Below are 14,550 nucleotides of genomic sequence, written 5' to 3'. Positions count from 1 at the left end.
TCGCCACGGGCGGCCGCCGCCAGCCGGGCACCGTCACCGGGCCACGGCCAGGCAGTAGGCCGCGTCGGTGGCAAGGAGGTTGCGATGGGTGTCCTCGGCGGTGATGACGCCGTCGTCCAGGACGAGGACGCGGTCGGCCACGTCCAGCAGGGCCGGGCTGCTGGTGATCACGATGGTGGTGCGGCCCCGGCGCAGCTCCGCGACGCCCCGTGCGATGAGCTGTTCGGTGACCGCGTCGACGGCTGTCGTCGGGTCGTGCAGGACCAGGATGTCGGAGTCGGCGGCGAGGGCGCGGGCCAGGGACAGCCGTTGGCGCTGGCCACCGGAGAGGTTCGCGCCACGGTCACGGACGCCGTAGTCGAGTCCCTCGCGGTGCAGGGCGACGACATCGGTCAGCATGGACGCCTCGACGGCCTCGGGGACCGTCCGGCTGGTGCCGGACGGGTCGATGTTGGTGCGGAGGGTGCCCGCGAAGATCTCCCCGTCGTACGGATTCACCAGCATATGCTCGCGGACCGCCTCGATCGACAGGTCCGCGATCTGCTGCCCGCTGACGCGTACCACCCCCTCGTACGCGTGGGGCGGGACGTTCACGGCCAGGACCCACGCGAGGTCGGCCGCCGCACGCGGCTGGTAGGCGGCGATCGCCACGAACTCGCCGGCGGACACCTTGAACCTCAGCTTGCGCAGGCTCCCGTACCGGACGCAGTCGATCTCCAGGTCTCCACCGGCGGCCGGGCTCCCCTGCCCGGGGACCGTGACCGGCGGCGCGGCCAGCACCAGCGCCATCCGCTCGGCCGAGGCGCGCGCGGTCATCACGTACTTCGGCATCTCCGAGAACAGCTTCAGCGGTTCGATGATGAACTGCGCCAGCCCCACGGCCATGACCAGTTCCCCGATGGTGACCTGGCCGTCGAACGCCAGCCAGCCCGCCGTCAGGGTCACGGCGGCGGCGAGGACCGCGTTGAGGGCCAGCGCGGTCCCCGCGTACCCGCCGTTCACCCTGGCGACGGTGATCGCCTGGCGTTTCGCCTCCGTGCTGACCTCGCGGTAGGACCGGAACGCCGCGTGGTTGCCGCCGAAGCCGTGCAGCGGGCGCAGGCCGATGATCAGATCGGAGACCTTGGCGCCCGCCCGCGCCACCCGGGCCTGCTGTTCCCGGGTACTGCTGCCGATCCGCTTGGACATCACGCTCAGGGCCGACAGGATCGCGATCGTTCCCACGATCACCAGCAGGCCGAGCCGGATGTCGGCCAGGCCCAGCGCGACCGCCGCGACCAGCACCGCGACCAGCGAGCTGATCAGCAGCGGCACCACCTCGATGATGTCGGCGGTCTGGTCGGCGTCCTCGGTGGCGATGGTCAGCACCTCGCCGGACTTGAGTCCGACGTCCCTGGCCACCGGCTGGAGTCCGCAAGCCGCGACCCGCACCCGCCAGCGGTGGGCCTCGGTGGTGTTGGCCTTCTGCAGGATGCGCATCCCGAACCGCCACGACAGCGACACGGTCGTGATGATCACGGCCAGCGCGGCGATCGACAGGGCGAGCGCGCCGAGGCTCCGGTGGCGCAGCGTGTGTTCGACGATCAGGCCGAGCGCGATGGGGAAGGCGGTCTCCGCCGCCTGGTACAGGCCCATGAGGACGGTGCCCCAGAGCATCGCGCCGACGTTGCGGCGAAGTGCGGTCCGGAGGATGTCGGACCCCTGGCGGGGCCGCTGCGGGTCAGGAGTTGTCATCGAGGTGGCGGGCAATCGCTTCCGGGGTACGCAGGGTGAACAGGTCGCGGATCGTGATCACAGGGCCGTACTCCCGGCGGAGCAGCCCGATCAGTCGCACCGCCAGCATGGAGTGTCCCCCGAGGGACACGAAGTCGCTCACCGCGCTCACCTCGTCATCGTCCAGGTCCAGTGCCTCGGCGAAGAACTCGCACACCGCGGTCTCGGTCTCGGTCTCCGGCCCGCGCTCCCCCGCCGTGGTCAGCGCGCCCAGCGGCCTGGCCTCCGGCAACGCCTGGGTGTCGACCTTCCCGTTCACCGTCAGCGGGATGGTGTCGACCTGGGCGTAGTGGGTCGGGCGCAGGAAGTCCGGCAGTCGGGCGCCCACCTCGGTGGCGACCGCCGCCAGGTCGGAGCCGTCCAGCACCAGGTAGGCGGCCAGCCGGTACGCCCCGTCGACCTGCGGGTCGGGTTGGGCGACCGCGGCGGCGAACCGCACCGCCGGGTGCGCCGCGAACGCGGCCTCGACTTCACCCGGTTCGACCCGGTGTCCCCGGATCTTGACCTGCTGGTCGGTCCGGCCCAGGTACATCAGGTTCCCGTCGGGCCGTCGGACCACCAGGTCCCCGGTGCGGTACATGCGCTCGCCGGGTCCACCGAACGGGCACGCCACGAATCGGTGCGCGGTCTGGGCGGGCTGCCCGAGATAGCCGCGCGCGATGCCGATGCCCGACACGTACAGCTCACCGGGGACTCCGTCCGGCAGGGGGCGCAGCCAGGGGTCCAGGACGTAGACGTCGGTGTTGTCGATCGCCACGCCCACCACCGGGTCCTGGCATGCGAAGGTGCCGACGCCCAGGGTGTTGATGGTGTACTCGGTGGGTCCGTACAGGTTGTAGCCCACCGTCCCCTCGGTCTCGGCGAGCCGCTGCCACAGCGTCGGGGTGACGGCCTCGCCGCCCAGCAGGACCAGCGCCGGGCGCCGCGCCGGGTTGTCGAGCAGGCCCTCGGCCACCAGTTGCTGCGCGTAGGTGGGCGTCACATTGACGACGTCGATCCCGTGGTCGAGGCAGTACTCGACCAGGCGGGGTGCGTCGCGGCGCAGTTCCTCGTCGCAGATGTGCACCTCGTGGCCGTCGGCGAGCCAGAGCAGTTCCTCCCACGACATGTCGAAGGCGAACGACACGGTGTGCGCGATCCGGAAGGGCCGGTGGCCGTGGTCCGCCAGCACCGGTTCGAAGATCCGGCGCTGATGGTTGACCAGCATGTTGGTGAGTCCGGCGTACTCGGTCACCACGCCCTTGGGCTTGCCGGTCGATCCGGAGGTGTAGATGGTGTACGCGGGGTGCCGCAGCCGGTCCGGATCGTCCGGCGCGAATGTCACGAACGGCTCGGCTTCGAGCAGGGGGCGGTCGAGTTCGATCAGGTCGCCGGTCAGCCGGGGCGACACGGCGCTCACGGTGAGGATCACGTCGGGGCGGGCGTCCGCGACGACGGCGGCGATCCGCTCGTCGGGGTGGTCCAGCTCCAGCGGCACATACGCGGCGCCGACGCGCAGCACGGCGAACAGCGCCACGATCGAGTCGAGCGAGCGCGGGAGCGCCAGGCCCACGGTCGTCCCGGGGCCGATGCCGCGCTGGGCGAGCACGCCGGCCACCGCCCGGCTGCGGTCCCGCAGTCGGGCGAAGGTCAGGGTCCGGCCGTGGGCGACGAGCGCCACCCGCTGCGGGTCGCGGTCGGCCGCCTGGTCGAACCGGTCGACCACGGTGTCCGTGCCGATGTCGGTGCGTTCGGCGGGCTCGGGCTCCGGCCCGAGGCCCGGCAGCGCGCCGACCGGGCCGGTCGACCGGGCCAGGTCGTCCAGCAGGCGCAGGTAGTCGTCGAGGAGGCGCCGGGCGTTCCCGGTGTCGTCGTCGCGGTACTCCAGTTTGACCGTCAGCCGGTCGCCGGGGGTGACGACCCAGGTGAACGGGTAGTGGGTGGAGTCGTCGGCCTTCACCGAGGTGATGCCGTGCCTGGCGTTCATCGCGGCGAAGGCGTCCAGGTCCAGGAAGTTCTGGAGCACGAACAGGTTGTCGAACAGGGTGTCATGCCCGCTGGCCCGCTGGATCTCGCCGAGCCCGAGGTGCTCGTGGTCCATCGCCTCCACCCGGGCCGTCTGCACGGCCGTCAGATACTCGCGGACCGTGTCGTGCGGGCGGGCCCGCGTCCACAGGGGGACGGTGTTGAGCAGCACCCCGACGATGCCGGACAGCCCCTCGCCCTCCCGGCCGGAGACGGTCACGCCGAACACGGCGTCGCTGCGGCCGGTGTGGGCGCCCAGCAGGAGGCCGAACGCGCCGGTCAGCACCGAGTTCAGCGTGACGCCGTGCGCCTTGGCCGCTTCCCGCAGCGCCTCCGACTGCTCGGCGGTAAGCGTCCGCACGAGCGCGCGCGGCAGGTCGTCCGAGAGGGACGGCGCCGGTCCGGCGAGCAGCGTGGGGCCGGGGAGGCCGGCCAGCTGCGCCGCCCAGAAGCGCTCCGACTCGGCGGGGTCCTTGGCGTCGAGGAGCCGGGCGTGGTCCTCGAAGCTGGGTGTGGCCGGGACCGGGGCCAGTGGCTCACCCGCGACGACGGCCGCATAGGCGTCGAAGAGGTCCCGCAGGACGATCTCGCGCGACCAGCCGTCCCACAGCAGCAGGTGGTAGCTCAGCAGCAGGCCGTCGCGGTCGCCGGGCAGGCGTACCACGGTCAGCCGGACCAGCGGCGGCTCTCCCGGGTCGAATCCCGTGTCGCGGTCGCGGGCACGGAGGGCCTCGACCTCCGCGTCCGTCGACAGGTGGACCGTGTCGACGTCGACCCGCCGGTCCGCGCTGAGGACCTGGACCGGGTTTCCGTCGTCGTCGGTGGTGAAGCCGGCGCCCACGACCGGGTGCCGTGCGATCACGTACGCCATCGCCTCGGCCAGCGCGTCGGTGTCCAGGCGGCGGTCGAAGGTGAAGTAGCTCTGCGCGACATAGTGCCCGGTCGAGCCCGCCAGCTGGGCCTGGAAGAACAGGCCCCGCTGGAGCGGGGTGACCGGTGCGGTGCGCTCGGCCGTCGCGGAGGCGTCCGCGATGGACTCCAGTGCGCTTTGCCAGTGCTCGGTGATCTCGTCGGGGATTCCCTCGGCGAGGGTGAAGGCCGCGTGCAGGCTTCCGGTGGCCGCGTCGAGCCACACATTGGCCTCGACGGCGTACGGGCTGCCCTGGTCGCCGCCGCTGAGGTGCAGCGCCTGGGACTCGCTGCCCCGGCCGAGGTAGTTGAACAGCACCTGCGGGCGGGCGGTCAGCAGCGGGGCCGTCTGCGGGTTGAGGTACCTGAGCCGGCCGTAGCCGACGTGTGCGCGCTCGTCCGGCTGGCGTGCGGCGAGCTCGCGCGCCGCCGCGACGGGGTCGGTGTGCGCCGTGAGCCGCACGGGCGCGATGGCGGTGAACCAGCCGACGGTGCGGGAGTAGTCGTGGTGTTCCAGCACCGGCACCCGGCCGTGCCGCTCCAGCTCGATCGCCAGGTCGGTGGGCGACGGCTGGATGCGGGTCAGCGCGGTGCGCAGCGCGCCGCACAGCAGCTCGGTGAGGCCGACGCCGAGTGCGGCGGGCGCGGTGCCCGTCACCCGGCCGCTGACGTCGGGCGCGAGCACGACGGTGGTCTGGCGCAGCCCCTCGGGCGCGGGCAGCGGAGCGGGTGCTTCGAGCGTGGTGAGCCAGTGTCCGAGGCCGTCGGTCGCCTGGGCGGACTGGGACGCCAGTGCTTCGGCGTACTCGGCGTAGGAGGTGGTCGCCGGTGCCAGGGTCCGTCCGCGCAGGGCGGCGGCCAGGTCGTCCAGCAGGATCAGCCAGGACACCGCGTCGACGGCGAGGTGGTGCACGGTGACCACCAGGGTCCGGCTCGCCGCCAGCCATGCGAACGCGATGATCTCGCCGGATTCGGGGTCGAGCCGGCCGGCGGCTTCGTTCGCCGCGGTCGTCGGGTCCGTCCCGTCCGCCCGGACGAGCGTGACCTCGCGGGCGGGTTCGGTGCGCAGTGCCCACACCCCGTGCTCGACGCGCAGCCGCAGCCGGAGGGCCGGGTGCGCGGCCACGACGGCGTTCGCGGCGCGCTCGGCGTCGGCGAAGCCGGTGCCCTCGGGGGCCACCAGCGTCCTGGCCTGGGCGAACCGGGCGAGCGAGCCGCCCAGTTCCCGCTGGCGCAGGATGATGGGCGTCGGTGTCAGCGGGCCGTCCTCGCGGCGGGCGGGCGCGGATGCCGCTGCCTGCGGCGTGCGCGTCGCCAGGTGCGCGGCGAGGGCGCGCGGTGTCCGGAGCAGGAACACGTCCCGTGGCGCGATCGGCAGGCCCAGCGCCCTGGCCCGGTTGATCACGGTGATGGCGACGATGCTGTCACCCCCGGCCTTGAAGAAGTCGGTGTCACCGTCCACGGCGGAGCCGGGCAGCGTCTCGGTGAAGATGCCGACCAGTGCGGCGAGCGCGGAGTCGCCGGTGGTCACCGCCGTGCCGTCGTGCGCGGTGGGCGCCGGATCACCGGCGGCCCGCGCGGCCCGCTCGGCCAGGGCCTTGCGGTCCAGCTTGCCGTTGACCGTCAACGGCAGGGCGTCGACCGGCAGCACCCGGCCCGGCACCATGTGCGCGGGCAGCTTCGCGGCCAGCAGGCCGGGGAGGTCGCCGGGCACCCGGCCCACGACGTGCGCGACCAGGTGGTCACCGCTGTCCGCCACGGTGACGGCCGCGTCGACCACGCCGTCCAGTCCCCTGATCGCGGACTCCACCTCGCCGACCTCGATACGGAATCCCTTGAGCTGCACCTGGTCGTCGGCGCGGCCGGTGAACTCCAGTTCGCCGCCGAGCGTACGGCGGGCCAGGTCGCCCGTGTGGTACATCCGGGAGCCGTCACCGGCGAACGGGTCCGCCACGAATCGGCTCGCGGTGAGCCCCGGCCGGCCCAGGTAGCCCAGCGACACCTGGTCGCCGGCGACGAAGATGGCGCCCACCCGGCCCGGCGGCACCGGCCGGAGCCGGTCGTCGAGCAGATAGGTGACCAGGCCGGGGATCGGACCGCCGATCGGGCTGACGTCGGCACCGAGGTCGAAGTCCTCGTCGGTCAGCACCCGGTGGGTGACATGGACGGTGGTCTCGGTGATGCCGTACATGTTGACCAGCTCGGGCGAAGCGGTGCCGTGCCGCTCGACCCAGCCGCGCAGCCGGCCGAGATCCAGCGCCTCGCCGCCGAAGATGATCCGGCGCAGTGCGGTGGCCGGCTCGTCGGCGTACCGGTCGGCCTCGATGAACTGGTAGAACGCCGACGGGGTCTGGTTGAGCACGGTCACCCGGCGCTCGCGGACCAGCCGGTGGAAGTCGACCGGGGAGCGGGTCAGCCCGTACTCCGGCACCAGCAGCTCACCGCCGTGCACCAGCGCGCCCCACAGCTCCCAGACCGCGAAGTCGAAGGAGTAGGAGTGGAACTGGACCCAGACGTCGTGCGGGCCGAAGTCCATGTCGGGCTGGGTGTTCGCGAGCAGGGTCACCACGCTGGAGTGGGGGACGACGACGCCCTTGGGTGTGCCGGTCGATCCGGACGTGTAGATCACATACGCGGGGTCGTGCCAGTCGGCCTCGGGTCCGGCGGTGGCCAGCGGCGGTTCGCCGCCCGGCGGCAGCTCGTCCCCCTGCACGAGCACGCGGGCCGGTACGCCCGTCCGGGCCAGCAGGTCCGTGAAGCGGTCCGCCTGCCCGGGGTCCACGAGGACGACCTGCGGGGCGGCGTCGGCGAGGATGTACTCCAGGCGTTCGTCCGGGTAGGTCAGGTCCAGCGGCACATAGGCGCCGCCCGCGGTGCCGATCGCGACCAGGGCGACCACCTGCTCCAGGGAGCGCGGGACGGCGACGGCGACCCGCTTGCCGGGCCCGACCCCGGCCGCGCGCAGGGCCGAGGCCAGCGCGTTCTTCGCCTCCGCCAGTCCGCCGTAGGTCAGTGACCGGGTGCCGCCGTCCAGAGCGCACTGGGTGACGGCGGTGGCGGCCGGGTCGCGGTGCGCCGCAGCGTCGAACAGTCCGCCCAGCGTCGTCGGGGTGATCCGCGCGGGACGTGGGCCGCCTTCGGCCGCCAGGTCGTCGACCAGGGCGTCCGGCCGGGTGAGCAGGCCGGTGAGGGTCCGGGTGAACGTGCGCAGCATCGCCTGGGCGCTCGTCTTCCGCAGCAGCTCGCCGTCGTGGATCAGGGCGAAGCGCGGCCGGCCGTCGGGGGTGCGCTCCACCACCAGCGTCAGCGGGTAGTGCGGGGCGCCCTCGTTCACGATGTCGGTGATCACCAGGGTGTCGTCCGGCCGCCGCAGAGCGTCGGTGTCGGTCGCCATGTCGAACACCACCAGGGTGTCGAACAGCGGGCCGGGGCCGGTCCGGCGGCCGATCCTCGCCAGTGAGACGTGCTGGTGCGGCAGCACCGCGCTCTGGTGTTCGCGCACCGAGGCGAGCAGGTCGCGCGCCGTGGTGGTGCCGGCCCACCGGGCGCGCACGGGGATCGTGTTGATGAACAGACCCACCATGTCCTCGATGCCGGGCAGCTCCACGTCGCGCCCGGAGACCGTGGAACCGAGCACCACGTCCCTGGCGTGCAGGATGCCGCCCAGCGTCACCGCCCAGGCGCTGTGCACGGCCACGCTCAGCGGTACGCCCGCCGAGCGGGCGGCGGCGTCGATGTCGTCGTCCGGCTCCACGGCGGTGTCGGCGAACCGGTCGGACGGGGTGTGGCCCTCGGCGACCAGCGACGGGCCGGGCAGATCGGCCAGCTGCTCGCGCCACACCCGGTCGCTCGCGTGGTCGTCGCGTCCGGCGAGCAGGCGCACATAGTCGGGGAAGCCGCCGAGCGGGTATCCGCTCCCCGGCGCGTGGTATTCGGCCAGCAGCGTGCGGAGCATCGGCGCCACCGACCAGCCGTCCGCGATGATGTGGTGCACGGTCTGCACCAGGACGTTCCGGTCCGGGCCGCCACGGATCAGGGTGTACCGCATCAGCGGGCCGGTGGCCAGGTCGAATCCGGCGCGGCGGTCCCGCTCGGCGTGGTCGCGGATCTCGTCGTCGGTGATGCCGGGGCGGTCCAGCGTGCTGAACGGCGCCACCACCCCGTTCTCCAGCACGGAGACCACCCGGCCGTCCGCGAGGGCCACGAACCGGGCGGCCAGGTTCGGATACAGCGTGAGCAGCCGGGTGGCCGCCGCCGCGAGCCGGTCGGCGTCCACCTCGCCGTCCAGCGTCAGCAACTGCTGCTCGACGTAGGCGCCCGCCGAGTCGTCGTCGAAGACCGAGTGGTAGTACAGGCCCTCCTGCAACGGGGTCAGCGGCAGGATGTCGCGCAGCGCCGGGCCGTCCAGGACGTCGACATCCGCCTGCGTGAGCGGCACCGGGCCGAAGTCGCTGGGAGAGTGGCCGCCCTGGTCGAGCGCGGCCAGCCCGGCCAGGGCCTCCCGGAAGTACTCGCCGAGCACCGCGATGTCCTCGTCGGTGAACATCCCGTCGGGCCAGGAGACGGTGGTGACCAGCTCATACTCGCCGCCGGCGGCGGGTTCGGCGATCGCGTTGAACTCCAGGGCGCGCGGCAGGCGCATCCTGGGGTCGCGCTTCTCGCCCAGCTGCGCCGTGCTGCCGGCGAGCTGCCAGTCGCCGGCCGCGCCCGCGTCGAAGCGGCCCAGGTAGTTGAAGAGCACCTGCGGCGCGGGCGCGTCGAACCCGGTGCCGGTGAGGTAGCGCAGGGCACCGTAGGAGACGCCGTTGTCCGGCACCCGGGCGAGGTCTTCCTTGACCGCCTTGAGGGCGGCGGCCAGATACCGGGGTGCGGTGAAGTCGGCCGCCGCGCCGGGGTCGACGATCACCGGGAACAGGGTGGTGAACCAGCCCACGGTCCGCGACAGATCGGGCTCGAAGCCGGCCGTGGCCGCCACGAACTGCGCTTCACGGCCGTGGCCTTCGAGTTCGATGTGCGCGTACGTCTGCTGCTGCCCGAGGTCGCGGCGCCACCGGGCGAGGGTGACGGCGAGCGCGGTCAGCAGCACGTCGTTGACGCGCGCGTGGAACTTCGCGGGTATCTCGCCCAGCAGCGCGGCGGTGACGTCGGGGCCGACGGAGAGGGTCCGCACCCGCTCCCGGGCGACGGTGTCGGCTTCGGTCAGCTCGCGCCTGCCCAGCGGCCCGTCCGCCGCCGGCAGGGGACGCCGGAAGTAGGAGCCGTCCGCGTCGGTGGCCGCCCGCTCCAGCAGCTGCGTCCAGCGGCGGAACGACGTGCCCACCGGGGGCAACCCGATCGGCGCGCCCGCGGCGCACTGCCGCCACGCCGTGGCCAGGTCCTCCATCAGGACCCGCCAGGACACGCCGTCCATCACCACGTGGTGGACGGCCACGACCAGCTGCCGGGCCTCGCGGCGCCAGACGGCCCGCAGCATCGCGCCGCCCGCCGGGTCCAGGGCGCCGGTGGCGAGTGCGACGCACTCGTGGAGCGGCCGGTCGCTCTCCTGCCATCCCGCCGCGGCCCGGTCCGGCTCCGGGATGTCGAAGCTCCAGCGGTCGCCGCGCACCAGCCTGGCGCGCAGCATGTCGTGCCGCCGGACCACGGCGGCGAGGATCTCGTCGAGGGCGTCGGCGCTCAGCTCCGCCGGGGTGTTCAGCACCACCGACTGCACAAAGCCGTCGACCGCGTCCGTGGTCTCGCCGAGCCACTGCACGATGGGCGATCCCACCACGGAACCGGTCGCGACATCGCCGTGGTCCACCGTGGCGAGGTCTTCACGGCTCGCCACAGCCGCCAGCGCCCCCACGGTGCTGTGGGTGAAGATCTGCCGGGCGGTGACGTGGAGACCCATCTCGCGCAGTGCGCTCAGCAGTTGGATCGCCAGGATGCTGTCCCCGCCGAGCTGGAAGAAGTCCTGGTCGACACCGACCTCGTCCAACTGGAGCAGCGCCGCGACCGCCGCGCACACCGCGCGTTCCTCGTCGGTGGCGGGCTGGACGAGCGAGCCCGTCCCGATCGCGGGCTCCGGCAGCGCGCGCCGGTCGAGCTTGCCGTTCGCGGTGAGCGGGAACTCCTTCAGCACGACGAGGTGGGCGGGCACCATGTACTCCACCATGTGCCGGACGGCCCATGCCTTGACCTCGTCCGCCCGCAGGTCCTCGCTCCCGGCGGCCGGGATCACATATCCCACCAGGTAGGTGCCGCCCGCCGCGTTCTTCTTCGCGACCACGCAGGTGTGCCGTACCGCAGGGTGCTCCGCGAGGCCGACCTCGACGTCCTCGATCTCCAGCCGCATACCGCGGATCTTGATCTGGTTGTCGGCCCGGCCGAGGAAGTCCAGCGAGCCGTCCGGGGTGAACCGCGCGAGGTCACCGGTCCGGTACAGCCGGGACCCGTCGGCGGCGAAGGGGTTCGCCACGAACCGGGACGCCGTCAGGCCGGGCGCGCCCACGTATCCGCGCCCCAGCAGGAACCCGCCCACGTACAGCTCGCCGCCCATCCCGACCGGGACCGGGCGCAGCTCGTCGTCCAGCACATACAGCTGGGTGTTGGGGTTGGCCTTGCCGATCGACGTCGACAGGCGTTCCGCCGACTCCCGGTAGATGACGTGTGAGACACCGATCGTCGTCTCGGCCGGGCCGTAGCCGTGGTACATCGGGATGCCGAGCTTGGTGCGGAACCGCTCGTACAGCTCGGGGGTCAGCACCTCGCCGCCGCACCACACGTGCCGCAGGCTGTCCAGCCGCCCGGAGTCGCCCGCGATCTCCAGCAGCAGGTCCAGCATGGACGAGACCAGGTAGCTGAAGGTGACGCGCTGCTCGGCGATCACGCTCAGCAGGTGGTGCGGGTCGCGTTCGCCGCCGGGGCGCAGGACCACGAGCCTGCCGCCGCAGACCAGCGGCAGGAAGATCTCGTTGATGGAGATGTCGAAGGAGAGCGGGGCCTTGAACAGCGAAGCGTCGTCATGGCCGAAGCCCAGGATCTCGTGGGCCTGCCACAGCAGGCGCTCGCTGATCGCTTCGTGCCGGATCATCGCGCCCTTGGGCCGCCCGGTCGAACCGGATGTGAAGATCACATAGGCCAGGGAGGCGCCGGGGACGGTGACCCCGGTCCCCTCGGTGGGGTAGGAGTCGAACCGCCAGCCGCCGAGGTCGACGGCCACGGCTTCCGGTTCGCCCGGGGCGTGCTCGCCCGAGTCGTTGAGCTGCACCACGACCCGGGCGTCCGCGATGACGACGGCTCGGCGCGCGGCCGGCCACTGCGGGTCGAGCGGCACGAACGCGCACCCCGCCTGGACCACGCCGAGCAGCCCGATCACCATGTCCGCGCTGCGGCCCAGTGAGATGCCGACGACCTGTTCGGCGGTGAGTCCACGTGCGATCAGGTGGTGGGCCAACTGGCTGGAGAGTTCGGCTGCCTGGCGGTAGGTCAGCGACCGGTGCTCATCGACGATGGCGATGGCGTCCGGCCTGGTCCGCGCCTGCTCGCGGAACATCTCCACCAGGGTCGGGCGGACCCGGTCGGCGTCGGTGTCGTTCCACTCCGCCAGGGTCTTGAGCCTGGCCGCGACGCTGGACGGACCGATGGTGCCGATGGGCCGGTCCGGGAAGTCGGCCAGGTCGTCCAGCGCGAGCTGTGCGTCAGCCGGCACGACGCCGGCCGGCACGGTGATGCTCCGGCCGTCCGGGCCGGTCTCCCACCCGGCGGGCCCGCCGCCGCCGTTGTCGACCCACCCGAGGATGTCGGTGAACAGGGTGCCCGGGGTGAGGTCGATGCCGTCGGGGCTCCGGCCGGTCGCCCAGTACGACAGCCCGATGGCGCACGCTTCGGTGATGGTCGGGTCGGAGTAGTCGCCGGTACGCCGGCGCACATCGGCCAGGCGCGCGGGAGAAAGCAGTACGAGACGAGCGCTCGGTTCCAGCATCGAAGACTCAGCACCCTTTCCGGGAATCGGAGTAGACCTGACCTTGCCTCGGGTGACTAACCGGCCTCTCGCCAGGCCCGCCACAGTCGTGCGTACCGGCCGCCCAGGGCCACCAGCTCCTCGTGCGTGCCCTGCTCGACCACGCGTCCCGCGTCCAGCACCGCGATCCGGTCCGCCGCCATCGCCTGGGTCAGCCGGTGCGCCACGAACAGCGTGGTCCGGCCCGCGCAGGCGGCCGACACGGCCCGCTCCAGCTCGGCGGCCCCCTCGCTGCCCGCCTCGGCGGTCGACTCGTCGAGCACCACCACCGGCGACCGGCCCAGCACCAGCCGGGCCAGGGCGATCTGGGCCACCTTGGTGACGTCCAGGCGCTCGCCGCCCTCACCGACCATGGTGTCCAGCCCCTCGGCCAGCGCCTCGACCCACCCGTCGGCGCCGACCGTGCGCAACGCGTCCATCAGCTCGGCGTCGGTCGCCCCCGGCGCGGCCAGCCGCAGATCGTCGGCGAGCGGACCGGAGAACACATGTGTCTCCTGCGTCAGGATGCTCACCAGGGCCCGCGCGCCGGCCTCGTCCAGGTCGGTGAGGTCGGTCGACCCGATGCGCACCGACCCTGCCTGCGGGGTCCCGATGCCCGCGATCAGCGCGGCCAGGGTCGACTTGCCGGCGCCCGTCGCCCCCACCAGCGCGAGGGAACCGCCGGCCGGGATCGTCAGGTCGACATCCCGCAGGACCGGCTCCTCGGCGCCGGGGTACCGGTACGTCAGCCCCCGTACGTTCACCGGGTACGACGCGGTGTCCGCCGGCGGGACGGCCGGGTCGCCCACCAGCCGGCCTTCCGCGTCCTCCCCCAGCATTCCCACCAGCCGGGTCAGGCTCGCGCCCGACTTCTGCGCCTCGTCGAAGGTGAACATGATGGCGCCCAGCGGGGTGAACAGCCGGTGGAACAGCAGCGGGGCTGCCAGCACCTCGCCCAGGCTGGCGGCATCGGCCTCCAGCAGGGCGTACCCCACCACGATGATCAGGACCAGCCCGATGAACTCGGCGCGGTTCTCCCGGCCGACGAGCCGTCCGAAGAACCGGAACACCTCGATACCGAGGTCGCGCACCCGCCAGGACTCACTGGTGACCTTCTCGCGGAAGGCGTGCTCAAGGCGGTAGGCCCGGACCGTGTCGATCCCGTCCAGACCGGTGATCAACGCCTGTGCGCGGTCGGCCTGGGCCACCCGCTGCTTGCGGTAGAGCGGGGCGGACCGGGGGAGGTACCAGCGCAGGGCCAGCGCATACGCGGGCAGCGCGCCGGCGCCCGCCAGGCCGAGCCGCCAGTCCAGTCCGAACATGCCGACCGTGGCGATGGCGACCAGCACTCCCGCCGAGAACACCGTGGGGATCGCCGTCCGGATGCCCCGGGAGATCACGGCGACGTCGTCACCGACCCTGGAGAGCACGTCTCCCCGGCCGACCTGCTCGATCCGCGTGCTCGGGATTCCGAGGACCACCCGGACGGAGCCCTCCCGCAGCCGCGCGAGGAGATCCGCGCCCAGCCGCCCGATCAGGTAGGTCGACACCGCGGTGGCCGCCGCGCCGAGCAGCGCGGCGGCCCCCAGCAACGCTCCGACCGTGACCAGGATCGAGCGCGGCTCGCCTTCGGCCACCCCGTCGACCACCCGGCCGAGCAGCAGCACCGGGAGCACCTGGAGCGCCGCGCCGACCACCGTGGTGAGCACGGTGGCGGTCGTCAGCCAAGGCACCTCGCGGCACTTGGCCGCGACCCATCGGGTGGCCTCCCGCCCGGTCGCCGTGCGCAGGGTCGCGGTGCGCGGGGTCGCCGGGGCGACGCGCGGATCGGCCGTGATCACGCCGGGACCCGGGCCGGCCAGGGACGGGCGATGCGGATCGCC

General features: G+C 73.0%; 3 protein-coding genes. All 3 read right to left on the bottom strand.

From position 1 onward, the window contains the following. Window positions 1–33: 33 nt before the first annotated feature. From ACIQGZ_RS22950 to ACIQGZ_RS22940, 3 genes are read right to left on the bottom strand one after another with little or no spacing between them, the layout of a single operon-like run. On the bottom strand, window positions 34–1,734 hold the full coding sequence (locus tag ACIQGZ_RS22950) for an ABC transporter transmembrane domain-containing protein (protein ID WP_402604622.1): 1,701 nt from the start codon (window positions 1,732–1,734) through the stop codon (window positions 34–36). Then, window positions 1,721–12,649, bottom strand: a complete 10,929-nt coding sequence (locus ACIQGZ_RS22945) for an amino acid adenylation domain-containing protein (RefSeq protein ID WP_402604619.1) — start codon at window positions 12,647–12,649, stop codon at window positions 1,721–1,723. The genes ACIQGZ_RS22950 and ACIQGZ_RS22945 overlap by 14 nt, the downstream gene beginning before the upstream one ends. A 56-nt stretch (window positions 12,650–12,705) precedes the next feature. After that, complete coding sequence (locus ACIQGZ_RS22940) at window positions 12,706–14,508, bottom strand: ABC transporter ATP-binding protein (protein ID WP_402604617.1); 1,803 nt, start codon at window positions 14,506–14,508, stop codon at window positions 12,706–12,708. Window positions 14,509–14,550: the final 42 nt, after the last annotated feature.

It is taken from the genome of Streptomyces sp. NPDC092296 (assembly GCF_044755465.1).
GTDB lineage: Bacteria > Actinomycetota > Actinomycetes > Streptomycetales > Streptomycetaceae > Peterkaempfera.
The sequence above is the reverse complement of the archived record's forward strand: the minus strand, read 5'-3'. Positions and strand labels throughout refer to the sequence as shown.